The 25,302-nt window shown below is 72.6% G+C and carries 19 protein-coding genes; 12 read left to right on the forward strand and 7 right to left on the reverse strand.

Annotation, left to right across the window (positions count from 1 at the left end):
* Window positions 1-12: 12 nt before the first annotated feature.
* Window positions 13-828 (reverse strand): pentapeptide repeat-containing protein, encoded by an 816-nt coding sequence (locus tag ACFW2Y_RS12655; protein ID WP_384877075.1) that lies wholly within the window; start codon window positions 826-828, stop codon window positions 13-15.
* 111 nt (window positions 829-939) lie between these two features.
* Here ACFW2Y_RS12655 and ACFW2Y_RS12660 point away from each other — a divergent pair, with 111 nt between their 5' ends.
* On the forward strand, window positions 940-2,460 hold the full coding sequence (locus tag ACFW2Y_RS12660) for an alpha/beta fold hydrolase (RefSeq protein WP_384877077.1): 1,521 nt from the start codon (window positions 940-942) through the stop codon (window positions 2,458-2,460).
* 99 nt (window positions 2,461-2,559) lie between these two features.
* Here the strand turns inward: ACFW2Y_RS12660 and ACFW2Y_RS12665 are convergent, their stop codons facing one another.
* On the reverse strand, window positions 2,560-4,242 hold the full coding sequence (locus tag ACFW2Y_RS12665; RefSeq protein ID WP_384877079.1) for an acyl-CoA synthetase: 1,683 nt from the start codon (window positions 4,240-4,242) through the stop codon (window positions 2,560-2,562).
* A 173-nt stretch (window positions 4,243-4,415) separates the two neighbouring features.
* Here ACFW2Y_RS12665 and ACFW2Y_RS12670 point away from each other — a divergent pair, with 173 nt between their 5' ends.
* From ACFW2Y_RS12670 to ACFW2Y_RS12705, 8 genes are all read left to right on the forward strand, one after another.
* Entirely contained in the window at window positions 4,416-5,216 is an 801-nt protein-coding gene (locus tag ACFW2Y_RS12670) for a crotonase/enoyl-CoA hydratase family protein (RefSeq protein WP_384877081.1), read from the forward strand.
* Window positions 5,217-5,424: 208 nt separating this feature from the next.
* Window positions 5,425-6,393 (forward strand): Zn-ribbon domain-containing OB-fold protein, encoded by a 969-nt coding sequence (locus ACFW2Y_RS12675; protein ID WP_384877083.1) that lies wholly within the window; start codon window positions 5,425-5,427, stop codon window positions 6,391-6,393.
* Entirely contained in the window at window positions 6,390-7,457 is a 1,068-nt protein-coding gene (locus ACFW2Y_RS12680) for a thiolase domain-containing protein (RefSeq protein ID WP_384877085.1), read from the forward strand. Before ACFW2Y_RS12675 ends, ACFW2Y_RS12680 begins: the two co-directional genes overlap by 4 nt.
* Entirely contained in the window at window positions 7,450-8,616 is a 1,167-nt protein-coding gene (locus ACFW2Y_RS12685; protein WP_384877087.1) for a thiolase domain-containing protein, read from the forward strand. The genes ACFW2Y_RS12680 and ACFW2Y_RS12685 overlap by 8 nt, the downstream gene beginning before the upstream one ends.
* 31 nt (window positions 8,617-8,647) lie before the next feature.
* On the forward strand, window positions 8,648-9,058 hold the full coding sequence (locus ACFW2Y_RS12690) for an ACT domain-containing protein (protein ID WP_384877089.1): 411 nt from the start codon (window positions 8,648-8,650) through the stop codon (window positions 9,056-9,058).
* A 565-nt stretch (window positions 9,059-9,623) separates the two neighbouring features.
* Complete coding sequence (locus tag ACFW2Y_RS12695) at window positions 9,624-12,383, forward strand: ATP-binding protein (RefSeq protein ID WP_384877149.1); 2,760 nt, start codon at window positions 9,624-9,626, stop codon at window positions 12,381-12,383.
* Window positions 12,384-12,439: 56 nt separating this feature from the next.
* A complete protein-coding gene (locus ACFW2Y_RS12700) occupies window positions 12,440-12,940 on the forward strand; it encodes a hypothetical protein (RefSeq protein WP_024757478.1) in 501 nt (166 codons plus the stop codon).
* A 15-nt stretch (window positions 12,941-12,955) separates the two neighbouring features.
* Entirely contained in the window at window positions 12,956-13,321 is a 366-nt protein-coding gene (locus ACFW2Y_RS12705; protein ID WP_384877091.1) for an RNA-binding S4 domain-containing protein, read from the forward strand.
* A gap of 91 nt (window positions 13,322-13,412) precedes the next feature.
* Here ACFW2Y_RS12705 and ACFW2Y_RS12710 read toward each other — a convergent pair whose 3' ends face one another.
* From ACFW2Y_RS12710 to ACFW2Y_RS12720, 3 genes are all read right to left on the reverse strand, one after another.
* Window positions 13,413-15,611, reverse strand: a complete 2,199-nt coding sequence (locus ACFW2Y_RS12710) for a germacradienol/geosmin synthase (protein ID WP_384877093.1) — start codon at window positions 15,609-15,611, stop codon at window positions 13,413-13,415.
* 159 nt (window positions 15,612-15,770) lie between these two features.
* Window positions 15,771-17,744, reverse strand: coding sequence for an N-acetylmuramoyl-L-alanine amidase (locus ACFW2Y_RS12715; RefSeq protein WP_384877095.1), 1,974 nt, complete (start codon window positions 17,742-17,744; stop codon window positions 15,771-15,773).
* A gap of 297 nt (window positions 17,745-18,041) precedes the next feature.
* A complete protein-coding gene (locus tag ACFW2Y_RS12720; RefSeq protein WP_384877097.1) occupies window positions 18,042-19,169 on the reverse strand; it encodes an aminoglycoside phosphotransferase family protein in 1,128 nt (375 codons plus the stop codon).
* Window positions 19,170-19,402: 233 nt separating this feature from the next.
* On the opposite strand from ACFW2Y_RS12720, the gene ACFW2Y_RS12725 reads away from it, so the two are divergent.
* The gene (locus ACFW2Y_RS12725; protein ID WP_384877099.1) at window positions 19,403-20,893 is read left to right on the forward strand and encodes a hypothetical protein; all 1,491 of its coding nucleotides are present in this window, start codon (window positions 19,403-19,405) and stop codon (window positions 20,891-20,893) included.
* A 75-nt stretch (window positions 20,894-20,968) separates the two neighbouring features.
* Here ACFW2Y_RS12725 and ACFW2Y_RS12730 read toward each other — a convergent pair whose 3' ends face one another.
* The gene (locus tag ACFW2Y_RS12730; protein WP_384877101.1) at window positions 20,969-22,432 is read right to left on the reverse strand and encodes a PP2C family protein-serine/threonine phosphatase; all 1,464 of its coding nucleotides are present in this window, start codon (window positions 22,430-22,432) and stop codon (window positions 20,969-20,971) included.
* A gap of 253 nt (window positions 22,433-22,685) precedes the next feature.
* Between ACFW2Y_RS12730 and ACFW2Y_RS12735 the strand changes: the two genes are divergently transcribed.
* Window positions 22,686-23,915 carry a hypothetical protein gene (locus tag ACFW2Y_RS12735; RefSeq protein ID WP_384877103.1) on the forward strand — a complete coding sequence of 410 codons (1,230 nt, stop codon included), beginning with the start codon at window positions 22,686-22,688 and terminating at the stop codon, window positions 23,913-23,915.
* A gap of 119 nt (window positions 23,916-24,034) precedes the next feature.
* On the forward strand, window positions 24,035-24,556 hold the full coding sequence (locus ACFW2Y_RS12740) for a GNAT family N-acetyltransferase (protein ID WP_384877105.1): 522 nt from the start codon (window positions 24,035-24,037) through the stop codon (window positions 24,554-24,556).
* A gap of 11 nt (window positions 24,557-24,567) precedes the next feature.
* Here the strand turns inward: ACFW2Y_RS12740 and ACFW2Y_RS12745 are convergent, their stop codons facing one another.
* Window positions 24,568-25,119, reverse strand: a complete 552-nt coding sequence (locus ACFW2Y_RS12745; protein WP_384877151.1) for a YdeI family protein — start codon at window positions 25,117-25,119, stop codon at window positions 24,568-24,570.
* Between the last annotated feature and the right edge of the window lie 183 nt (window positions 25,120-25,302).

The raw sequence follows: 25,302 nt of genomic DNA on the forward strand, positions 1-25,302 counted from the left end.
GGGTCGGACGCCTCAGGCAGGCCAGTGCGCCGGGCGGTCAAAGCCCTCGGGAAGGCGGGTAGCGGCGTTCCCGCGTGCCGAGTTCAGCTGCGGCTGCGTCAGGAAGAGAGCGTCGGTGAGGTCCGCGCCCGACAGGTCGGCGTCCCGCAGGTCAGCACCGATCAGGTCGGTGAGGGAAAGGTCCGCCCCGGTCAGGTCCGCCGCGATCAGCAGCGCCCCGCGCAGGTCCGTGCCGCGCAGCTTCGCCCCGCGCAGCCGCTTCCCCATCAGGTCCGCCCCGCGCCGGCTCTTCGGGCGGCCACCGGCCGTGGCCCGGACCAGTTCGCTCGTCCTGAGGAGCAGCGGATTGACCTGCGTCCGAACGGCAGCCACGTCAAGCCGTTCCAGGTCCGCCGGGGTGCCCGCGGCCAGCCCTTCGACCCGGGCGAGCGCGGCCCGCAGCTCGGGGTGGACCGGGCGGGCCGTGCGCAACGCCAGGGCCCCCGTGAGGTAGCGCAGCAATTCGTGCAACTGGCGCACCACCGGAAACACCTCGTACATCCGGCGGGCCGTCTCCGGCGCCTCCCGCCAGGACACCCCGCCGAAGGTGACCTGGGAGACCCGCTGGCCGGCACCGAAGCAGTCGTACACCGTGCACCCCTGGTAGCCGCTCGGTCGCAGCCGCTCGTGGATCCCGCAGCGGAAGTCCTCCCGGAGGTTGCGGCAGGGTTCGCCCGAGGCCTTGCTCACGGGGAAGTCGGCGGACCTGGCGAAGGGGAGTGCCACGCAGCACAGGCCGAAGCAGTTCGCGCAGTCGCCGCGCAGTGCGGATTCCCGGGTGTCGGGCACGGTGAAACGGTTCCTTTGCGTCGGGGGAACACTCACCGTATCGCGCCCCGGTGACGTGCTCTCGGCGAAACCGTTTGCGGAGGCCCCGAGGGCCCGGTGAAGATCCGGAACATGCCGACGTTCACGACCCATGACGGAACCGAACTCTCCTACCGGCTGCGAGGAGAGGGGGAACCGCTGCTCTGCCACGCGGGCGGGCCGATGCGTGGTGCCGCGTACCTCGGAAACCTCGGAGGACTCGACGCCCACCGCACCCTCGTCCTGCTCGACGCCCGCGGCACCGGGGCGAGCGCCGTGCCCGTCGATCCCGGGACGTACCGCTGTGACCGCCAGGTCGGCGACGTCGAAGCCCTGCGCCTCCACCTCGGCCTGGAGCGGATCGACCTCCTCGGCCACTCGGCGGGCGGAAACCTCGCCCTCCTGTACGCCGCGGTCCACCCCGAGCGGATCCGCTCCCTCGTCCTCGTCACCTCCGCCGGGCGCGCCCTCGGCGTCGAGACCACCGACGAGGAGTGGGACGAGGCCGCCGAGGTCTTCGCCGACCGGTCCTGGTACCCGCGGGCCCGGGCCGAACTCGACGCGATCGGCCCGGACACCCCGCTGCCGCGGGTCCACGAGATCGCCGCCCCCTTCGCCTACGGCCGCTGGGACGCCCCCGCCCGCGAGCACGCGGCGGCTGCCGTGCGGGAGACGAACTGGGAAGCCGCCTCCCGCTACCACGGCGAGGGCGCCTACCACCCGGAGGAGGCCCGTCGCGCGCTCACCGCGCTCACCGCGCCGGTCCTGGTCATGGCGGGCGAGTACGACGCCGGACCGACGCCCGCCAAGGCCGCCGAAGCGGCGGCCTTCCTCCCGGACGCCCGGCTCGTCGTCCAGCGGGGCGCCGGACACCACCCCTGGGTGGACGACGCGAACGCCTTCGTCCGCGCGCTCGCGACCTTCCTCGACCCCGCCGTCCGCACGGTGTCCGTGGACGGGGTGCGGCTCGCGTACCGAGTCGCGGGACCCGAGGAGGCCCCGCCCGTCGTCCTCGTCCACGGTCGGGGCGAGGACGGCGGGTCCTGGGCGGGGATCACCGCGGACCTGGCCGCCGACCACCGGGTGTACGCGATCGACCTGCGGGGGCACGGACTCAGCGACCGGCCCGGCCGTTACGGCTTCGAGGACTTCCGTGACGAGCTCGGCGGCTTCCTCAAGGCCCTCGACCTCACCGGTGCCTCCGTCGTCGCCCATTCGATGGGCGCCGCCGCCGCGTACCTCCTCGCCGAGCGCGAGCCGGGTCTCATCGGCCGTCTCGTCCTGGAGGAGCCGCCCGCCTTCGTCCCGCTCGATCCGCCCCGGCCGGTGCTCCGGCGCCCCGAGGGCCCGCTCCCCTTCGATTGGGAGGTCGTCCCGACGACCGACGCCCAGTTGAACGCCCCCGATCCGGCCTGGCGTGCGGGGCTCTCCGCGATCACGGTGCCCACGCTCGTCCTCGCGGGCGGTCCGACCAGCCACATTCCGCAGGAGCAGCTGACAGGACTCGTCGAGGCCGTTCCCCGCGCCCGTCTCGTGACGGTCGGAGCCGGGCACCTGGTCCACCGTGACCGCCCGGCCGACTTCCTCGCCGCGATCAGGGAGTTCGGGGTCTAGTCGGCCGGTCGATCCTCCGGCTCCGCCGACCGGCGGAGCCGTGGTCCGGGAGCTGTGGCTTTTCGTCCGGGTCGGGTTCCCGCCGCCCGTCCGGTTCCGTCAGGCACGTCCTTCGGCGTCCGCCTCGATCGCCGTCGTACGGGCCCAGCGGTAGTCCGCCTTGCCACTGGGGGAGCGCTGGATGCTTTGGGTGAGGACCAGTTGGCGGGGGACCTTGTAGCCCGCGAGTTGTTGCCGGCAGTGGTTCTGGAGGTTCTCCAGGTCCAGTGGCGGTGCGTCCGGACGGAGTTGGACGACCGCGGCCACGTGGTTGCCCCAGCGGGCGTCGGGGACCCCTGCGACGAGGGCGTCGTACACGTCGGGGTGGGACTTCAGGGCCTGCTCCACCTCCTCGGGATAGACCTTCTCGCCACCGGTGTTGATGCACTGGGAGCCCCGGCCGAGCACCGTGACCACTCCGCTTTCGTCCACGGTCGCCATGTCGCCGAGGAGGACCCAGCGCACGCCGTCCCGTTCGAAGAAGGTCTCGGCGGTCTTGACGGGGTCGTTGTAGTAGCCGAGCGGGACGTGGCCGCGCTGGGCGAGGCGGCCGGTTTCGCCCGCGGCGACGGGGGAGAGGGCGACCGGGTCGACGACCTGGGTGCGTTCGTTGACGTGCAGGCGGAAGCCCTTGGCGGGGCCCGCGTCGTCGGTGGCGCGACCGTTGGAACCGGATTCGGTGGAGCCGAAGTTGTTGAGCAGCAACACGTGCGGCATGAGCTCCTGGAGCTGGGCCCGCACGGTCTCGGACATGATCGCCCCGGAGGACGAGAGGCTGAAGAGCGCGGACAGGTCCGTGTCCCTGAGCGGCCCGCGCAGCGCGTCCACGAGCGGACGCAGCATCGCGTCGCCGACCAGGGAGATGCTGGAGACCCTCTCCTTCTCCAGGGTGCGCAGCACCTCTTCGGGCACGTACTTGCGGTGCAGGACCACCCGCTGCCCGTAGTTGAGGGCGATGAACGCGGTCAGCGTGGAGGTTCCGTGCATGAGGGGCGGTGCGGGGAAGAAGGTGATGCCCGAACCGCCCGCCGCGACCCGCTCCGCCAGCTCCTCGGGGCGCTTCACCGGCTCGCCCGAGGGGTCACCGCCGAAGAGGCCCGCGAAGAACAGGTCCTCCTGGCGCCACAGGACTCCCTTGGGCATGCCGGTCGTGCCGCCGGTGTAGATGATGAAGAGGTCGTCGCCGGATCGGGCGCCGAAACCGCGCTCCGGCGAACCGGCGGCCTCGGCCTCCGTGAACGGCACGCAGTCGAATGCCGGAGCACCCTCGATGACGGAGCCCTGCCGTGCGGGCGCGTCCCCGGGGGGCGGGCGGTGGTCGGGCGGGGTCCCCACCCGCACGAGGTGTCGCAGCTTCTCCGTCTGCGGCACGGCCGCCGCGACCCGGTCGGTGAACTCGGCGTCGAAGACGAGTGCGGCGAGGTCGGCGTCCCGGTAGAGGTAGACGAGCTCTTCCTCCACGTACCGGTAGTTCACGTTGACCGGCACGATCCGCGCCTTGAGGCAGGCGAGGAGGGTCTGTAGGTATTCCACGCCGTTGTACAGGTGGAGTCCGAGGTGCTCGCCGGGGCGGATGCCCGCGCCGGTCAGGTGGTGCGCGATGCGGTTGGCGGAGGCATCGAGCTCGGCGTAGGTCAGGCGGCGTTCCGCTCCGGTGCCCGGATGGTCGACGTACACCAGCGCTTCGCGGTCGGGGACCACGTCGACGACGGATTCGAACAGGTCGGCAAGGTTGTACTCCACCGTTCCTCCTGACCCCGGTTCGCGCTGGTTCGCATGGACTCGGCGGTCATTAGAGCGTCGACGGGGCACCAGGGGAAGGGGGTGTGCAGAAGAATCTGACTGTCTGTCAGAAAACTATTGAACTGACCCCCACACTCCTGCAACCTGTTCCAGAACTGGAGACGGGAGACCCCATGGGCGGTACCGAACACCTCGATGTCCGACGCGAAGGCGCCACGCTCGTCCTCACCCTGAACCGGCCCGAGGCCAAGAACGCGCTCTCGCTGCCGATGCTCGTCGGCCTCCACGACGCCTGGTTGGAAGCCGATGCCGATGACGAGGTCCGCTCCGTCGTCCTCACCGGCGCGGGCGGGTCCTTCTGTGCGGGCATGGACCTCAAGGCCCTCGCCGGCAAGGGCATGGACGGCGAGCGGTACCGGGACCGCTTGAAGGCGGACCCCGACCTGCACTGGAAGGCCATGCTCCGCCACCACCGCCCCCGCAAGCCGGTCATCGCCGCCGTCGAGGGGTACTGCGTCGCCGGTGGCACCGAGATCCTCCAGGGCACCGACATCCGGATCGCGGCGGCCTCCGCCACCTTCGGCCTCTTCGAGGTGCGGCGCGGCCTCTTCCCCATCGGCGGCTCCACCGTCCGCCTGCCCCGCCAGATCCCCCGCACCCATGCCCTTGAAATGCTCCTCACCGGTCGCCCGTACGGTGCCGAGGAGGCAGCCCGGATCGGCCTCGTTGGCCGCGTCGTCCCCGATGGCACCGCACTGGACGCGGCCCTCGACCTCGCCGACCGGATCAACGCCTGCGGACCGCTGGCCGTCGAGGCCGTCAAGGCGTCCGTGTACGAAACGGCCGGGATGACCGAGGCGGACGGGCTCGCCGCCGAGCTGAAGAGGGGCTGGCCGGTCTTCGACACGGCGGACGCGAAGGAAGGGGCGAGGGCGTTCGCGGAGAAGAGGGCGCCGGTGTACCGCCGGGAATGACGCCCTCCCCACACCCTCCCTCCCCTCCGCGTCCGGCCGTGCGGAAACCAGCCCCGGGAACGGCGGCGAGCCGCCCGAATCCCCGTGCCGCGGGATTCGCCCCGCCGACCCGTCCGGTACACGGGGCCGGCCGTGGAAGGGACGGGGGCAGTCCCGCGCAGCGGACCGCCGCCGCCCCCACGCCCGCCCGCCAGGAAGGAACCGTCCCGTGAACGCTGCCGCACCCCCGCCGGAGGCGCTCCGTGCGCCCCTCGTCGTCGAGTTCCCCTTCACCCGCTCCCTCGGCCCCGTCCAGTCCGCCTTCCTCACCGGACTCCGCGACCGCACGGTGCTGGGCGTGCGGACCGAGGAGGGGCGGGTGCTCGTGCCGCCCGTCGAGTACGACCCCGCCACCGCGGCCGAACTCCGCGAGCTCGTCGAGGTCGCCGCCACCGGCACCGTCACCACCTGGGCCTGGAACCCCGACCCCCGCCCCGGGCAACCACTCGCGACCCCCTTCGCCTGGGTCCTGGTCCGCCTCGACGGCGCCGACACCGCCCTCCTGCACGCCCTCGACGCGCCCGGCCCCGAAGCCGTCCGCACCGGGCTGCGGGTCCGGATCCGCTGGGCCGCGGAACGCTCCGGTGCCATCACCGACATCGCGTGCTTCGAACCGTACGGCAGCGGGGCCGCGCCGGAAGTCGAACCTGCCCCCCACGAAGGCCGGTTCGACGAACCGGTGACCGGCATCGTCGTCCCCGCGCGCCTGGACTACACCTACGGCCCCGGCCGCGCCCAGAGCCGCTATCTGCACGCGCTCGCCGAACGGCGCACCGTCGGCGAGCGCTGCCCCTCCTGCGCCAAGGTGTACGTGCCGCCCCGCGGCGCCTGCCCCACCTGTGGCATCGCCACCACCGACCAGGTCGAGGTCGGACCCCGCGGCACCGTCACCACCTTCTGCATCGTCAACATCAAGGCGAAGAACCTCGACATCGAAGTGCCCTACGTCTACGCCCACATCGCCCTCGACGGGGCCGGCCTCGCCCTCCACGGACGCATCGCCGGCATCCCCTACGAGCAGGTCCGGATGGGCCTCCGGGTCGAACCCGTGTGGAGCGAGGACGGCCGCTACCCCGACCACTACCGGCCCACCGGCGAGCCCGATGCCGACTACGACGCCTACAAGGAGCTGCTGTGACGCCGCACCAGCCGGACCGGGAGGTGGCGATCGTCGCCTTCGCCCAGAGCGACCACCGACGGCACACCGACGAACTGTCCGAAGCCGAGCTGATCATGCCCGTCCTGCACGAGGTGCTGCGGCGGACCGGCCTCACGACCTCCGACATCGGCTTCACCTGCTCAGGATCCTCCGACTACCTCGCCGGGCGTGCCTTCTCCTTCACCATGGCGCTCGACGCCGTCGGGGCCTGGCCCCCGATCTCCGAGTCCCACGTGGAGACGGACGGCGCCTGGGCGCTGTACGAGGCATGGGTGAAACTGCTGACCGGCGAGGCCGACACGGCCCTCGTCTACTCCTACGGCAAGTCCTCGTCCGGCTCCGTCCGTGACGTCCTCACCCGCCAACTCGATCCGTACTACCTCGCCCCCCTCTGGCCGGATTCCGTTGCCCTCGCCGCCCTCCAGGCCCAGGCCCTCGTCGACGCGGGAGTCACCGACGAACCCGCCCTCGCCGCCATTGCCACCCGCAGCCGCACGGACGCGACGACGAACCCGCACGCCCAGGTACGGGGCGCCCGCCCACAGGGCGGATACGTGGTCCGCCCCCTCCGCGCCGGCGACTGCCCGCCCATCGGCGACGGCGCCGCCGCCGTGATCCTCGCCGCCGGCGACCGGGCCCGCGAGCTGTGCGGGCGCCCCGCCTGGATCCGTGGCATGGACCATCGGATCGAGGCCCACTCCCTCGGCGTCCGCGACCTCACCGACTCGCCCTCCACCCGCCTCGCCGCCGAACGCGCCGGAGCCTTCGAAGGACCCGTCGACACCGCTGAACTCCATGCTCCCTTCACCTCCCAGGAGGTCGTCCTGAGACGGGCCCTCGACCTCGACGACGGCGTGACGATCAACCCGTCCGGCGGAGCGCTCGCGGCCAACCCGGTGATGGCCGCCGGTCTCGTCCGGCTCGGCGAAGCGGCAGCCCGCATCCACCGCGGGGAATCCGACCGCGCCCTCGCCCATGCGACCTCGGGCCCCTGCCTCCAGCAGAACCTGGTCGCCGTCCTGGAAGGAGACCGCCGTGCCTAAGGAGCCCGTCGCCGTCGTCGGCATCGGCCAGACCAAGCACGTCGCCGCCCGCAGGGACGTGTCGATCGCCGGGCTCGTCCGCGAGGCCGCGCTCCGCGCCCTGGAGGACGCCGCCCTGACCTGGGCGGACATCGACGCCGTCGTCATCGGCAAGGCCCCCGACTTCTTCGAGGGCGTCATGATGCCCGAGCTCTACCTCGCCGACGCGCTCGGGGCCGTCGGCAAGCCCGTGCTCCGCGTGCACACCGCCGGCTCCGTCGGCGGCTCCACGGCGCTGGTCGCCGCCAACCTGGTCTCCGCACGCGTCCACCGGACCGTCCTCACCCTCGCCTTCGAGAAGCAGTCGGAGTCCAACGCGATGTGGGGACTCTCCCTCCCCGTCCCCTTCCAACAGCCGCTCCTCGCCGGCGCCGGAGGATTCTTCGCCCCGCACGTCCGGGCCTACATGCGCCGCACCGGCGCCCCCGGGAACATCGGATCCCTCGTCGCGTACAAGGACCGGCGCAACGCGCTCAAGAACCCGTACGCCCACCTCCACGAGCACGACGTCACCCTGGAGAAGGTCCAGGCGTCCCCGATGCTCTGGGACCCCATCCGCTACTCCGAGACCTGCCCCTCCTCGGACGGCGCCTGTGCCATGGTCCTCACCGATCGCGCCGGCGCCACCCGTGCGCCGCGACCGCCGGCCTGGGTGCACGGCGGTGCCATGCGCAGCGAGCCCACCCTCTTCGCCGGCAAGGACTTCGTCTCCCCGCGGGCCGGCCGGGACTGCGCGGCCGACGTCTACCGGCAGGCCGGCATCACCGATCCCCGGCGCGAGATCGACGCCGTCGAGATGTACGTGCCGTTCTCCTGGTACGAACCGATGTGGTTGGAGAACCTCGGGTTCGCCGAAGAGGGCGAGGGCTGGAAGCTCACCGAGGCCGGGGTGACCGAACTCGACGGCGACCTGCCCGTGAACCCGTCCGGCGGGGTGCTGTCCACCAACCCCATCGGGGCCTCGGGAATGATCCGCTTCGCCGAAGCGGCCCTCCAGGTACGCGGGGACGCCGGCGCCCACCAGGTCGACGGAGCCCGTCGGGCGCTCGGCCACGCCTACGGCGGCGGCGCCCAGTTCTTCGCCATGTGGCTCGTCGCCGACGCCCCGCCCACCGGCTGAGCCCTCCGGGGAGGACCTCTAGGCTGGGCCCATGACAGCGGAACGTGACCTGACCCGGCTCCTCGCCGGGATGCGCCCGGAACTCGACCCCGGCCGCTACGTCTTCACCACGGTGGACGGCCCCGCCCCGGCCGGGGTCGCCCCCGTCGTCACCGTCGTCGAAGACGAGGGCCTCACCCTCGTCGTACGGCAGGAGGAGGCGGACGCCGCCGCCCTGCCCTACGCGTACGTGGCGGGCAGGATCACCCTCCGGGTCCACTCCGCGCTCGACGCGGTGGGACTCACCGCAGCCGTCGCGAGCGAGCTCGCCGCTGCAGGCATGAGCTGCAACGTGGTGGCCGGATTCCATCATGATCACCTCTTTGTCGAACACGACCGGGCCGAGGAGGCGTTGGCCGTCCTGAACCGTCTCGCACGGCGGACGGCCGGCTTCGGTGAATGACGGTCACAAGCGGCGCCGACGGGCGTACGCTGAGGCCTTCGCGGGGCCAACCGCCCGGTGCCCCTGATCGCGCGCCGGGTGTGCGCCCTCGACCTGGGGGTGCAACGTGGCACGTCAAGGCGACCGGCCGACCCGACAGGGGGACAGCCTCTTCGAACGCGAAGCGGCACTCGACACAGCCGAAGAAGCCCTTGACCTCCTGATGGGCACGGCCGAAGAGCCACCCTGGTCCGTGCCCGCGCCCCGCACTCCCCGCGGTCCCCACCTCGTTGCGGTGCCGAACCGGCGACCAGCCGGGGACCGCACGTCGGGCCCCACCTCCCCTCCCGTACCTCCTGCCCGTCCGGAAACCGATCCTGCGCGCCGCCCCGGCAGGGTGCCGGGTCCCCGACCCGTGCCCGACCCCTCCCGCACCCAGGGGCCCGGTCCGCATCCGACGGACCGCGGTCGCGGCGCCGGCAGCCCCGTCGCCCCGGACCCCTCCGACGGCACGGGAGCTCCCGGCCCCTCCGTCGGGAACGGTGCCCCTCGCCGCTCCCGTCCCCCCGTCGCACGGCGCGGCGGAGTGCTCGCCTATGCCGCACCCGGCGGGCTCGGCAAAACCACCCTGCTCGCCGAGGTCCGCCGTCGAGCCGCCGCACGGGGCTGCACCGTGCTCTCCGCCCGCGGCGGCGACCAGGAGCAGCGGGTCGCCTTCCACGTCGCCCGACAGCTGCTCCAGCCGCCGCTGGCCCACGCCTCCGGCGCCGAGCTGCGCGAACGCCTCGGGTCCTGGTACGACATCGTCGGCCCCGCCCTGGGACTCCGGGTCGCCGGGGAGGGGGCGCCGCCTGACCCGCAGGGGCTGCGCGACGGCCTCGACTGGGTCCTCACCCACCTCGCCGTGCGGCGCGACCCGCTCGTCGTCGTCCTCGACGACCTCCACTGGGCCGACCCCGAGTCCCTCGGTTGGCTCGCCGCCTTCGCCCCCCGCGCGGAGGAACTGCCCATGCTGTTCGTCGTCGCCTATCGGCCCGACGAACTCCCGCTGGAAGGAATGGAGTTCACAGGGCGTCGGTCCGGTCGGCGACCCCTCGGGCTGGACCCGCTCACCTCTTCCGCCGTCGCCCACCTCGTCCGCGCCCACGTCGGCGCCCACGCCGACGACGCGTTCTGCCACGACTTCTGGGCCGCGACCTCCGGAAGCCCCTTCGAAGCGGTCGAGCTCGCCGCGAAGGTGCGTGCCCGCGGCCTCGCCCCCACCGCCGGCAGCGCCGGAGAGCTGCACGACCTCGCCGCCGCCCTCAAAGGCAGCGGACTTGTCGCCCGCCTCGAACGACTGGGCGCCGCCACCGTGCGCCTGGCCTGGGCCTGTGCGGTCCTCGGCGCCGAGATCTCGCCGCAGCTGGCCGGGGCCGTCGCCGGGCTCGGCAGCGAGGCGGTCGTCGACGGCGCCGCGCTTCTGCGGGAGGCCAGGGTCCTCGCCGAGGCCGAAGGGCCGGACGGACCGCTGGAATTCGTCCATCCGCTCATCGCCACCACCGTGTACCGGTCCATCCCCGCCGCCACCCGTGTCGCCCTGCACGGCCAGGCCGCCTGGTGCGTCGTGGACGCCGGCCTCGGTTCCACCGCCGCCGCCCGGCACCTCCTGGAGACCCACCCCGAGGGCGACCCCTGGGTCGTCCACCAGCTCCGCGCCGCCGCCGGGGAGAACCTCCGCGCCGGAGCCCCCGATGCGGCCCGCCGCTTCCTGGCCCGTGCCCTGCGCGAACCCCCCGCCCCCGACGACCGGGCCGCAGTCCTCTACGAACTGGGTTGTTCCTCCCTCCTCACCGAACCCGCCACGACCGTCAACCACCTGCGCGCTGCCCTGGAGGAGCCCGTTGCCGATCCGGCCCTCCGCCACGGCATCGTCTACCGCCTCTCCCAGGTCCTCGCCCACAGCGACCGCCTGGCGGAGGCGTCCGAACTCCTCGCCCGTGAAGCGGGCCGGACCACCGATGCCCGCAGCCGCCTGCGGATGCAGGCGGAGAAGTTCATGTGGGACGCCTTCCGCGCCGACGAACCCGATTCGCCCGCCCGCTCACGCCGCCTCGCGGCCCTCGCCGACCGGCTCACCGGACGCGACCTCACCGAGCGGTACGTCATCGGGCTGCGCGCCTGGGACGCCACCCTTCGCGCCGAGCCCTCCGCAGTGGCCCTCCGCCACGCCGAGCGCGCCCTCGAAGGAGGGCTGAGCTGGGCCGACGAAGGGCGGGGCTTCGAGGTGCCGGTCCTCGTCGCCCTCACCTTCCTCTATGCCGACCGTCCCGGTCGAGCAGAGGAACTCTTCGCCGTCGGCACGGCCGAGTTCGAGCACCAGGGCTGGCGCGGCGCCCACCTCTCCTTCGCCTACACCCTCCTCGGCTACATCCGTTACCGGCGCGGTCGGCTGGTCGAGGCGGAGGACTTCGTCCGTTCCGGGCTGCGCCTCGCCGAGCGCGTCGGCCCCCGCACCCCCGCACAGTGGTACGCGGTGGGGGTCCTCATCGAGGTCCTCCTCGCCCGCGGACGCCCCGAGGAGGCCGCCCGTATCGCCCACGGCCACGACTTCGGCGAACCCTTCCCCGCGGCCGTCACCTTCCCCGACTCCCAGACCGTCCACGCCGAGCTGCTCCTGGCCCGGGGACGCCCCGAGGAGGCCGCCGCGGAGCTGGCCTCCGTCGGTCGCCGCCTCGACCCGCGCGGCATGCGCAATCCGGCCTGGTGCCCCTGGCAGCTCCACCTCGCCCTCGCCGAGGCCGCCACTCCCTTCCAGGCCCGTCGCACGGCAGAGGGCGCGGTCGCCCGCGCCCGTCAGTACGGTGCGCCGTCCATGATCGGGCAGGCGCTCCGGGTGGCCGCGGAGGTGTCCGAGCCCCCGGCGCGCGTGAAGCTCCTGGAGGAGTCCGTGGACTGGCTCGACCAGTCGCCCGCCGCCTACGAGCTCGCCCGCTCCCTCGTCGCCCTGGGCGCCGCCCTGCGCCGCACCGAACGCTCGGGAGAGGCCGCCGAGCACCTCTACCGGGGACTGGAGGCGGCACAGGACTGCGGCGCCGACGGTCTCGTCGACGAGGCGCGGGCCGAACTGGCCGCGGCCGGGCTGCGTCCCCGTACGCTGCACCCGGCCGACACGGACGCGCTCACCACCCGTGAGCGCGTCGTCGCCGAGCTCACCGTCCGTGATCGGGACGCGGTCGCCGTGCTCGGTATCGATGCGACCACCGTCGGGCGGGCCCTGTCGTCGGTCTACCGCAAGCTCGGCACCGATCGCACGGGCCTCGACCGGGCCCTGGCGAAGGCGAAGGGGGCCGTCGAGCGGGGTTGAGCGGAGGTGGGCGCCCGGCGCGTCGCGCCGTGCGTCGGGGCACGTACCATGGCCCTATGTCCTTCCTCCGCCGCCGTAGCGCCGCCACACCCGCGGGCCCGGACTTCGACGTCCTGGCCATGGACCCGGGGGACTGGCCCGGCAATCTCGGCGCCGGTCTGCTGCCCGCACCCGACGGTTCCTGCCAGGGCGTCTTCCTCCGGTACGACCTGTTCGGCGGTCGTGGACCCGCGATGATCATTGGCAACCTCCCGGAGGGCTCCCCCGCCCGTGAGCTCGCCGACGGTCAGATCCCGTTCGAGGTGGCGCAGCTCCTCGCGGCTCTGGAGAACGACGAGCCGGTCGAGGTCCTCGACACCGAGGACGTCCCCGTCATGCAGGGCGACAACCTCCTCATCGTGCGCCGGCTGAAGCTCTCCGAGAGCAGGATCTCCTGCGTCCAGTTCGACCGCAGCGACAACGTCCTGGTGACGATCGCCAGTTGGGACCGACCGATCACCGATGACCTGTACGCACTGCTGAAGCCGCTGCCCGCCGAACTGTTCCAGCAGGGCTGACGGGGAGCGGGGCCGATGAGCGCGCGCGTCGACAGTTGGATCTGGGCGGTCCGCCTGACCAAGACCCGCTCGCAGGCGGCGGCGGCGTGCCGGGCCGGACACGTCAAAGTGAACGGCGAGCGGGTCAAGCCCGCGCAGGCCGTGAAGCCGGGTGATGAGGTCCGGATCTTCCACGCCGGTCGCGAGCGGATCGTCGAGGTCAAGGAACTCCACACCAAGCGGGTCGGTCCGCCGGTCGCCGTCGAGGCCTACGTGGACAACAGCCCGCCCCCGCCGCCGCGCGAGCACGTGGCGGTGGCCGCCGTGCGCGACCGCGGCGCCGGCCGCCCCACCAAGCGCGAGCGCCGCGAACTCGACGGACTCCGCGGCCGACGCTCCTGACGCACCCCGAGGCCCGTGCGTTCCGCACCTGTCCGGGCACGGGGACCCGGGCGCGCCCGAGGTCCCTCGGGTGCGCCCTCGTCCCGTGCCATCAGTGCGGGGCGGAGCCGATCAACCCGGCCACGCGTGCGGCCGAGGTCCCGATTCCGGTCGGTCCCCGACCGAGCAGCGGGGTGCCGCTGCCCGCGTGGACGTCCTCGGCGCCGTAGCGCCGCACGCTCCGATGCCAGTTGAGGATCCCGGCGAGCCAGTCCTCCAGTTCCCGCAGATACGCTTCGAAGGCCTTCCGGCCCGTCGCGTCGAGCGCGAAGTGTTCGTGGAGGAGCGGGACCTCACGTTGCTTCAGGTGCTCGTACTGGCGCAGCCGCCCCCGCATCAGGTCGTCGACCATCGACACCGCCGTCGGGTAGTCGCAGTCGAAGAACGTCTGCAACACCAGGACTCCGTTGTGCACTTCGCCCTCGACCTCGACCTCCTTCTGGTAGGAGAAGAGGTCGTTGAGCAGGGTGGCGTAATCCATGACGGCGTGTTCGAGGGCCTGTACCGTGCCCGTGCGGAAGAGCTCCGGCGGCAGCGTCCCGGTGTGCCGCAAGCGACACAGCAGCGTGGTCAGTTCCGAACCGAAGGTGCTCCGGCGCATCTCCACGTAGTCCACCGGGTCGGGCACCCGGTGCTGGGCCTGGTTGTGCAGTTCCCACAGCCAACTGTCCAGCATGGCGTCGAGCGCGACCCGTAGCTGTGCGCGGGACTCCGGAGCCATGGGCCCCGCGGTCCTCGCCCAGAGGTCGGCGAGCGAGCGCTCCAGGGGATTCACGGCGAGGGCCGTTCCCGCCGTCACGTCGGTCAGCGGCATGCAGGCCTTGAACCGCTCGGTCTGCTGCTGCGCCCCGAGCAGGTTGCGCGACCGCCCGAAGACGAACGGGTAGTAGTCGTCCCCGTACGTCCCCCAGGTCAACCACTCGGCGCTCAGCACCAGTTCTTCGAGGGTGGCGTCCGGGTCCAGCCCGGCCGAACACAGGGCCAAGTCGAAGCCTTCTGCCAGCGGCCGGTCCCACAGGTCGTCCAAGAGCCCCATCGACTCGGCCCAGTCGAGGGAGAGCCGGCGTGCTTCCGCATGGTGCGGGCTGAGTGCCAGCGGGTACGGAAGGTCGAACTCCGGCAGGAGCGAAGGGCCGACGCGCTGGTGCGGCACGTGCGTGAGTGCGCGCCTGCGGGCGGCGGCCGGCCGTCCGAAGAGGCTGCGGACGTCCAGGGCGGAGGTGCCGATGATGCCGTTCAGATGCGGGGGGCCGGAGGCCATGCCCTCGTTCATGTACCGACTGGAGCGCATGTGCCACTCGTGCCCGCCGGACTGCCAGTCCTGGAGTCCCTTCGTGTAGGCCGCGACGGCTGCGCACTCCTGGGGACTCAGCCCCTCCGTCGCGGCGAGCAGCGGCACCTCGGTGAGCGCCGTGTTCTCGAACTGCTGGAGCCGGGAGGTCAGCAGGTCGTTGACGGCGTCGGCCGCTTCCTGGGTCGTGCAGCTGAGGAAGCGCTCCAGGACCAGGACGCCATTGCTGTTCTCACCCTCGTCCTCGACCTCGCGCTGGTACGAGAAGAGGTCGTTGCGCAGGTGCACGGCGTCGGAGAAGGCGTCCCTGAGGACGCGCAGGGGACGGGCACGAGCCACCCGATCGGGCACCTCGGCCCCCGCCGCGAACTCGACGAGCCCGGCGGACCACGGCGCGCCGCCCACCTTGCGGCGCATCTCGATGTATTCGACGGGGTTGGCGACGCGACCGTCGTGGATGTTGTCGAGCTCCCAGAGCGACTCGTACAACAGGTGCTCCGTCGCCTCCGCGAAGCGCTTCCGCCAGGCTTCGGACATCGAGGGGACGGTCCGTAGCCACAGGTCGGCGAGGCCCGCCTCGACGGGATGGGTCGGCTCGGGCATGTTCCGCGCCGGGTCCGCCGGCATGAACAACGGCAGTCGGTCCAGGTAGGCCTTGCCGCCGGTCCTGTCCCGGGTGCGCTTGAAGACCTCCAGGAAGTGGTCGTCGAAGAAGAAGACCCAGGTGTACCAGTCGGTGACGAGGTCCAGTACCCCGGCGTCACAGTCGGGGTGGGTGTAGCCGCAGAGCAGGGCGTAGTCATGGGACGTGAGGTCGTGTTCCTCCCAGACGCCCGAGCCTTCCAGCATCCCCATCTCCCGTGCCCAGTCGCGCGTGTGGGTGCGGGCGGTCTCCACATGGGGATTGAGCCGTGCCGGATGCGGGACGTAGAAGTCCGGCATAACGAAGGGCTGAGGCATGTCCTGGCGGGCCTTCCGGTGGGTGCGGGCTGTGACCGGCCCAGCCTTACCCGCCCCCGGACGGCGCACGCGATCTTCTGGATAGTCATATGAACGACAAGGGGAGGGTGGCATGGGCGCGCGCCCGGCGGTGCTTCCCCGGAAGGGGCCCTCACCCCCTCAGGTCCGGAAAACCTGCACGTCAGCGGCCTTCACGAAGCCGATTCGATGGCCGAACTGAATCTGGTAGTACTCCTCCTGTCCCCGCACCACCGTGTGCCCGTCCGTCTCGAACGTCGGAGCGAAGTAGTACTCGCCCGAGGTGCGGCCCCCCACCACGTACCGCTGGCCCGCCGGCAAAACGTACGGCAGCGGTGACAGCGCCTGCACCGGCACGCCCGCCGGATACGCCGACGCCTCCGGATACGCCCGCCCGTACACCGGCACCTCCGACAACCCCGCCCGGGGCGTCAACACCGTGCCCCGTGCGTTCACCGACGTCGGTTCGGCGGCGGGATCGTGGAACCAGGCCCTTTGCCCCAGGTACCAGATCGCCGTCCAATCGTCCCTGCGCTCCGCCACCGCGAAGCTCTGCCCGGTCGACGCCCGCGCCCCGGTGTCGTTGACCCCGGTGGTGGACTCCTGCCCGCCCGGCCGCAGGCCGACGTCCTTCACCAGGGGCGCATCGGCGCTCGGCAGGGTGTGCAGTCGCACCGCACCGCTGCCGTGCGGCGCGCACGGCAGCCCCGCGGTCGCGCAGTCCGTGTACACCGGCCGGTGGACGCCGTAGTCGGGCCGGATCGTCACCACGTCCGCCCGGGGGCCGGCGCTCGGGGCGATCAGGCGGCCCAGCAGCCGGAAGTAGTGCGCCCAGTCCCAGTACGGTCCCGGGTCGGTGTGCATGCTCCTGACCGAGGACGCCGTCGGCCCCGGCACGTTGTCGTGCCCCAGCACGTGCTGCCGGTCCAGCGGGATGTCGAAGCGGGCGGCCAGGTAACGCACCAACCGCGCCGAAGCCCGGTACATCGCCTCCGTGTACCAGGAGTCCGGTGAGGTCAGGAACCCCTCGTGCTCCAGGCCCACCGACTTCGCGTTCACGAACCAGTTGCCCGCGTGCCACCCGACGTCCCTGAGCGGCAGGTGCTGTGCGACGTGCCCGTCCGAGGAGCGCAGCGAGTACTGCCAGGACACATAGGTCGGGTCCTGCACCAGGTCGAGGGTGGTCCTCCAGTCGGCCTCGGTGTCGTGGATCACGATGTAGTCGATCGACTGGGAGACGGGTCGGTCCGCCTGGTCGTGGTTGCCGTAGTCGCCGTCCCCGAACTGCTCGTACGGAGCGGGAACCCACTCGCAGGCCACTGTGGCAGGGCACTCCACGGGGCCGCTGGCCGGCTTGCGCAGGCCCAGTGCCTCCAACTGTCCGGTGGCGGGCACGATCGACGGGTCGGCCGGCAGGGTCACCGACCGTCCGCTGTCCGTCGTCCTGCTCGCCCCGACCCTGATCACGTCGAACACGTCGTTCGCGTACGCGGTCGCCGTTGCCGTGTCGTCCGCGCCGGAGTACCGCGCCACCGCTCCGTACCAGTCGGCCGGGTCCGCGCTCGCCGGAAGCCCGGCTTCCCGCTGTGCGGCCGCCAACAGCGCCGCCCCGCCCTCGATGTTCGCCGCCGTCGAAGTGCGCAGCTCCTCTGCGGGCAGGCCGGACAGCCGGGACGCCCGCTCCAAGGTCCGCAGCCGCTCGGGCGGGCGCCCGGCCCCGGACGCCGGAACGTCCGCGCCCCTGTGGGACGGACGGGAGGAGTCGCCGCGTGCGTCCTCCTCGCCCTCCACGTGGTGCGGCACGGTCCGCGCCCGCGCCGTCACGGCGTCCGTGAGGTGCATCGGTCCGTAGCCGCCGGCCACGCTCGGCGCACCACCGTGGGCGTCCCACCGGGACTGGAGGTAGGAGACGGCGAGCAGGACGCTCTCGGGCACGCCGTGCCGCGAGGCCGCACGGGCGAACTCCACCTGGAGGACGCCCGACCCCGGGGCGTCGGCACCGGCCGGCGGAGCGACCGACAGCAGCGGGACCAGCAGGGCGGCGGACGCCAGGACCGTCAGCGACCGCGGTGCACGGATCGGCGACGGACGTCTGCGCACGGGCGAACGGGACAAGGCGGCCTCCTGGGACGGGGGGCGTGCGGGGCCGAACCCGTACAGGGGTATCGGCTCGCGAACGTTCCGTCAATCACGCCCGTCCTCAGGGGTTTTCCCTCGTCGGAGCAGTAACGGCGACCATCGGACGAAGTTTCACCGAGACGGCCCCGGAGCCTGGCGGGCGTCACCGGAGTGGACCATTGGAGAGTCGGGGACAGCGATCCGGACGGGAACGCACCGGTGCGCCGCGTCCCGGTGTGTCGGCACCGGGCGCACGGCGCACCACCCCCCGTGTGGTCGGTCGGGCCCGCCCCTTCAGCGCGTCCCGACCGCCGCGCGCACGGCCCGCCGTGCCATGGCGCAGTCGTCGTGCAGCCGCCTCAACAGCAGCCGCTGCTCCTCACCGGGGGCGAGCGCCCCCGAGGGCACCGGCACGGAACCGGCCGGTGGTGCTTCCTTCATGGTGCGCTGCACCGCGGTCTCGTAGGTGCGGATCTCCCGCGTCAACACGATCATCAGGTTCACCAGGAAGGCGTCCCGAGAGGCCGTGCCCGCCTGCTGGGCGAGCTGACTGATCTGGCGCCGTGCCAGCGGCGCGTCACCGAGCACCGCCCACAAGGTCGCCAAGTCGTAGCCGGGCAGGTACCAGCCGGCGTGCTCCCAGTCGACGAGGACCGGCCCGGCCGGCGAGAGGAGGATGTTGGAGAGCAGGGCGTCGCCGTGGCAGAACTGCCCCATGCCCTGTCGACCGCCCGCGTGAGCAAGACCGTGCAGGAGCTTCTGCAGGTCGTCCCGGTCGCGGTCGGTGAAGAGCCCGAGCTCGTGGTACCGGGCGATCCGCGCGCCGTAGTCCAGCGGTGCGTCGAAGGTGCCGGCCGGGGGGCGCCAGGCGTTGAGCCGGGCGACGGCGCCGAGCGCGGCGCGCACGTCGGCGCGGGGCGGGGCCTCGACGGGGTGGCGCGAGAGCGCCGCCGCCCGCCCGGGCATCCGCTCGATCACCAGCGTGCAGTTGTCCGGGTCCGCGGCGATGAGCCGTGGCGCCCGCACCGGTGGACGGTGCCGGACGAAGGAGCGGTAGGACGCTATTTCGTGCCGGAACCGCTCGACCCACGAGGGGGAGTGGTCCAGTAAACACTTCGCGACCGCCGTGGTCCGTCCGGTCGTCCCGACGATCAGTACGGAACGTCCGCTGCGTCGCAGCACCTGCACCGGGTTGAACTCCGGGCAGATCCGGTGGATCGATGCGATCGCCTTCTTCAGCTGCGCCCCCTGGGGGCCGGACAGATCGATTCTTCCGCTGACCGGCTGGGTACCGGTGCCGCCCACCCAACGCCGTGGCCTCACGGCTTGGGTGGAGGGGGCGAGGTACGGTCCGGAGCCGGTCGGGACGATGCGGTGCTGCGGCCGGGGCGGGGCGGACACGGAGGACGATGCTGTGTACATGGAGGTGACAGATCCCTTCGTGCGCCGACGAGTTGCGTGCGTCGCCCCGCCCGCCCCCGGTCCGCACCCTGGGGAATGAGGGCCGGTCGACGGGGCGGGGTGGCGCACTCCTACCTGACACCCGGGCGCGGGTGGCGGAACATCGGGCGCACCCTGGCGAACCCTGGCGAATAGTCGCCAGCCCTATGACAGGGGGTTAGTGTCAACTCAGCCGAGAACCTGGGGGCTTAGACGTGACCGGACAAACCAACACCCGCCTGGCAGACCTGTTCGGCCTGGCCGGCTGGTCCAAGGGCGAACTCGCGAGACTGGTCAACCGGCAGGCGGCGGCCATGGGCCACCCCCAGCTGGCGACCGACACCTCGCGGGTGCGGCGGTGGATCGACAGGGGCGAGACCCCGCGCGATCCCGTGCCCCGGGTGCTGGCGGCTCTGTTCACCGAGCGACTCGGCCGTGTCGTGACCATCGAGGACCTCGGGTTCGTACGACACGGGCGCGCCGGAAAGAAGCAGGACGTCAGGAGAGCGGAGAACCCTGACGGGCTGCCCTGGGCACCCGATCGTACGGCGGCGGTCCTCACCGAATTCACGGGAATGGACCTCATGCTCAACCGACGCGGCCTGGTGGGCGCGGGTGCCGCACTCGCCGCCGGCTCCGTACTCAGCAACGCCATGCACGACTGGCTTCAGACCGACCCCACGCACAAGGGCGCCGCTCCGCGGGCCAGCGATCCCCTCCACGCCGACCCCGCTGGGTTCGACCGCTACGAGGCCGCCCCCATCGGGTCGGAGGAGATCGAGGCCCTGGAGCACTCGGTGGAGGTGTTCCGCGCCTGGGACGCCTCCCGGGGGGGCGGACTCCAGCGGAAGGCGGTCGTGGGCCAGCTCAACGAAGTGGGCGGGATGCTCGCCTATCGCCATGCCGAGCACCTCCAGCGGCGCCTCTGGGGCGTCGCTGCGAACCTCGCCGTGCTCGCCGGGTGGATGTCCCACGACGTCGGCCTCGAACCCACGGCGCAGAAGTACTTCGTCATCGCGGCCCACGCGGCCCGGGAGGGCGGCGACCGGCCCCGGGCCGGCGAAGCGCTGTCCCGCGCTGCCCGACAGATGGTGCACCTCGGTCGCCCCGACGACGCCATTGACCTCATGAACCTCGCCAAGGCCGGCTCGGGCGAACGGTTGCTCCCCCGGACGCAGGCGATGTTCCACACCATCGAGGCCTGGGCGCAGGCTTCGATGGGGCGGGGACAGGCCATGCGCCGGACCTTGGGCGAGGCCGAGGAACTGTTCGTCTCGGACCGGCAGGACGAGAAGCCGAGTTGGATGCAGAACTTCGACGAGGCCGACATGCACGGCATGCAGGCACTCGCCTACCGCACCCTCGCCGAGCACGACCCGGCCGCGGCGATCCCCGCCCAGCGTCACGCCAGGTTGGCGCTCGAACTGCGACGCGAAGGCCACGACCGCTCGAAGCTCTTCGACCACATCTCGATGGCCTCGGCCTGCTTCATCGCGGACGACCCCGAACAGGCGGACCGGTACGCCCGACTCGCCCTGATGTCGATGGGGGACACCTCGTCCCACCGCACCTGGGAACGGCTGCGGGAGATGTACCGGCTCACCGGCCAGTACGCGGGCTACTCCCGCATCGAGAACCTCCGCGAGGAGATCGAGACGGCTCTTCCACGGTCGCCCATCAACCGCCCCAGGACCGGGCAGGCCTGAGCCTCCCCCGCCCCACAGGGCGGGGGAGGCTCGGACAGGGTTTTCCCGGCGCGGTCAGGAGAGGGCCGGACGGTTTCAGCCGCCGACCCGGACCACCATCACGCAGGCGTCGTCCTTGCGTGCTTCCTCGCCGAACTCCTCCACCACCGCACGCACGCCGTCCTGCGCGTCCCGTGCCCCCGCGAGCCGGGGAGCGAGCGCCAGCAGCCGTCGGGCGTCGGCGTCGTCGTGGCCACCGCTGTTGCGGATCAGCCCGTCGGTGTACAGGACCAGCAGGTCGCCGGGGAGCAGCAGGCTCTCGGCCTCACCGTACGCGGCACCGGTCGTGGCCCCGAGCAGTACGCCCTCGGGGCGCCGGAGGGCACCTCCTTCCCCGCCACGGAAGAGCAGCGGGGCGGGGTGGCCAGCCTGTGCCCAGGTGAGGGTTTGGGTGACCGGGTCGTACCGGCAGCACATCGCACTGCCCAGCGCGGGTTGTGCGGAGGTCTCCAAGAGCTGGTTGAGGTGAGCCATCAGCGCGGCGGGGCGGATGCCCGCGACCGCCATGCCGCGCAGCGCGCCGAGCAGCATGGCCATGGAGGAGGTCGCGGCCACTCCGTGTCCCGTCAGGTCGCCGACGGTGAGCAGTGCGTCCCCGCCGGGCAGGGCGAGCGCGTCGTACCAGTCGCCGCCGATGAGGCCGGTGCTGGCGGCGGGCAGGTAGTGCGCGGCCACGTCGAGCGGGGCGGGGCCGTCGTGGGCGAAGCGGAGCGATCCGCGCCACGGGGGGAGGACCGCTTCCTGGAGCTCCACGGCGACTCGTCGCTCGGTGCGTTCGAGGTGACGGCTCCGCTCCAGGGAGTCCCGGCTCTCGCGGACGGCACGTTCGCTGCGTCGCAGCTCGCTGACGTCCCTGAGCACCGCCCACATGGAGGCGGTGCAGCCGTCGCTGTCGAGCACGGGCTCGCCCGTCATGTGCACGGTGCGCACCCGGCCGTCCGTCCGTACGATCCTGAACTCCCCGTCGATCGGTTTGCCGTCGATCAGGCAGTCCGTCACCAGCCCCTGCAGCACGGTCTGGTCCTCGGCGAAGACCAGCGTGGGCATCTCGTCGAGCGACAGCGGTCCGCTCTCGCGCGGACGGCCGAAGATCTGGTGGAGCTCCTCGGACCAGCTGACCTCGTCCGTGAGGAGGTTCCACTCGGCGCTGCCGACGCGGGAGAGGAGCGAACCGGTCCGGGGCGGAGCACCGTACGCCGTGCCCGGGTCGGTCGTCGGGGCGGAGGAGGAGCGTTCCCGCTCGGTGCCTCCGAGGACCACGTCCTCCGGGGCACCAGCCCTGAGGAGATCCAAGTGGGCGCCCAAATCATCGAGTTGATGTACTGCCAGATCGCACAGGGCGCGCTGCCACCGCTGCTGGGGATCGTCCTCGTTCGCCACGGCGTCCCGTCGCACGGCGTCGACCTGGCCGCGCAGGCGGCGGGTCTGTGAGATCAGTGCGTCCATCGCGCCCGACTCTGGCGGTTGGGCGGGACGGTCCGCGAAGAGGGGGGACGGCATGTCGTACTCCGATACAGGCGCGGCGGCCAGATGTGAAAGGGAGGCCCGGATACGACTGTTGCACAGCGGGGGACCGGCCGTAAGGGATTTGGCGACACTCGATCCGGTGGTGCTTATGGCATATGTCAAAGGCCCGGCGGTGGGCGGACCAGGTGCGACGCGTTACGGTGCTGGGGTGCTGAGCGACGACGGAAACGGCGCGGTGGGCGCGGGCTCGACGGCCACGAGGGGGACGGTTGCAGGAGGGGCGGACGTGAGTGCGGGCACATGGCGCCGGGATGCGGGCGACACCGCCACGGCCGTGGGCACCGCGGTGCTGCTGGCAGCTGCGCCCGCCGGTCGGGGCCGTGTCATGGATGCGGCCTCCGTCCTGCCGGCCCTCGCCGCCGTGCCGCCCGGGATCCTCACCGGCACCACGACCGCCACCCTGGTCGAACTCGCCGATCCGCTCGACCCGCAGGCCGTGCTCACCCGGCTCCGTGCGGCAGCCGCGAGCCCGGGCCCGCTGCTCGTCTGCCTCGCCGGACAGCTCCAGTTGGACCGCCGTCAGCAACTGCCCCACCTCGCACTCGCCCGCGCCACCCCGGCCACCGTCCGCTACACGGCACTGCCCTGGCACTGGCTCGTCGGCGAGCTCGGCGTGCGCCGCCCCGGCACCACGACCGTGGTCGCGGACCTCGCGGCGGACCCGGAGGTCTGGCAGCGCCTCACCACCGAGCCCGGGCTGCTCCACCTCGGCACCGGGCCCCTCCTGTACGGGCGCGTGGTGCCCGCTCCGCGCAAGGGCGGCCTCCTCAAACCCGAATACTTGAGGGCCTGGGCCGAGCTCTGGCGTTCGGAGCCCCGATGGACACCGCTCGCCCGGCACGCGGAAGCCGCCGCCCGAGCGGCGACCGCAGCGCCCGAGCCGGAAGCGGTCTTCTTCCCGCCCGCACACCCTCCGGCCGTCGCGCTGGTGCCCACCCTCACCCCCGCACCCGCCCCCGCACCCGCACCCGCCCCCGCCCCCGCTCCCGCACCCGCACCCGCCCCCGCTCCCGCCCCCGCTCCCCCCTCTCCTCCCGTGCCGGCGGCCGTGGCGGACCCGCACCCGGCGATCCTCGCCGCCGCTGCGGCCGGACGGCACGGGGAGGCGGCGGCGGTGGCGGCGGCCTGGGAACACGAAGCCCTGAGGCGGCACGGCCCCCGTTCCGTCGAGGTCGTGCACTGGACGGAGGTGCGGGCCGACCTGGCCCGCCTCGCCGGGGACTCCGCCCGCAGCTGCGAACTCTGGCTCGCCGCAGCCGAAGCCCGGCTCGCCCTGCTCCAGCGCGCGGACGATCCGGACGTCGAGGACGCCGTCGACCGTGCCCACCATCAGTGGGAGCAGATCACCGACCGCGACCGGGCACGTGCACTCGGCCCTGCCCTCGTTGCGCTCCGGCGGCGCGTCCCGGGGCGCAGACCCGGAGCACTGGCGGCGCTCACCCGCCGCATGGGCTGACGGCCGGTGCCCGGTTTTCGTGCGTCGCTCAGCCCTCCGTCCCGTGGCGCGGCGACCTCGAGTGCCGTCGCCCCTCCGCTCCGGTCCGGGAGGCTCCGGAACCTGGGATGATCGGAGGCGTGGCCGTTCCTCCCCACTCCGTCCCGATCCCGGTGCCGACCGCCTCCGCTGGGCGGTCCGCTACCGGACGACTGCTTCTGCGGCCCGTGCGGAAGGCGGACCTGGAAGTCGTGACCCGTCTGTGGACCGACCCCGAGGTACGGCGTCACCTCGGCGGTCCCGTCATCGAACCGGTCGTTCGGATCCGCCGGCAGCGCGTCGTCGGGGCGCCCGGGGTCCACGCGGTGACCAGGGCCGAGGACGGGGTCCTGGTCGGCCTGGTCACGGTGGACGAGGGGGCGCGGAACGGGGAGACGGAGATCTCGTACCAGTTCCTGCCCGAGCACTGGGGGCACGGGTACGCGCGCGAGGCGGTCGGCTCGGTCGTCGCCCGGCTCCTGGAGCGCACGCCCTGCGTGGTCGCGCTCACGCAGGAGGAGAACGACCGCTCGCGACGGCTCCTGGAAGCGCTCGGCTTCCAGCACGTCGAGTCCTTCGTCGAATGGGACGCCTGCCAGGTGCTGTACCGCCTGCGCCGATGACGCGCAGCCTCTCAGCGGGGTCGCCCGCCCGAGGCCAGCGTCGCCACGGCCCGTTCCAGGCGTGCCGTCCGCGTCTTCGCGGTGCGGGCCTGCCAGAGGCTGAGGATCACCAGGTAACGGTCGGTCTTGCTGAGGGCCTCGAAGGCCTCCGCTGCCTTGGGCTCGGCGGCCAGCGCCGCTGCGAGGTCATCGGGCACCGTGGCGTCCTTCTGGGAGGGGTACGCAGCCTCCCACCGCCCGTCCGCCCGGGCCGCCCGCACCTCGGCGAGGCCGGGCTCCCGCATCCGGCCGGCCGCGGTCAGCACTTCGACCTGACGCACGTTGACCTGGGACCAGAGGCTGCGGGGACGTCGTGGGGTGATCTTCTGGAGGTAGTACCGGTCGTCGCGTGCGATGCGCTTGCCGGTGATCCAGCCGTAGGCGAGCGTGCTGTCCAAGATCTCCTCCGCGTTCGGCGAGGCGAGGCCCGAGCCCTTGCGGGCGAGCAGCAGCCAGATCCCCGGGGTGTCCCCGTGGTGCTCCTCCAACCACGCCTCCAGTTCCTCCCCGCCGTCGAACGCCATGACCGAGAGCCCCTCGACCGTCTCCACTGCACGCCCCTTCCCCGTCGTCGGACATTCCTGGTGACCAACCTTATGGACGGCGACCCGAAGGTGTCCGTCGCTTTCCCCACGACACGGGACCCGTACGCATCACCGAGCGCACAACCGGGGACGCGGCGCCCGAGGGCGAGACCGTCCCCGTCC

Source organism: Streptomyces sp. NPDC058877 (genome assembly GCF_042742855.1).
Lineage (GTDB): Bacteria > Actinomycetota > Actinomycetes > Streptomycetales > Streptomycetaceae > Streptomyces.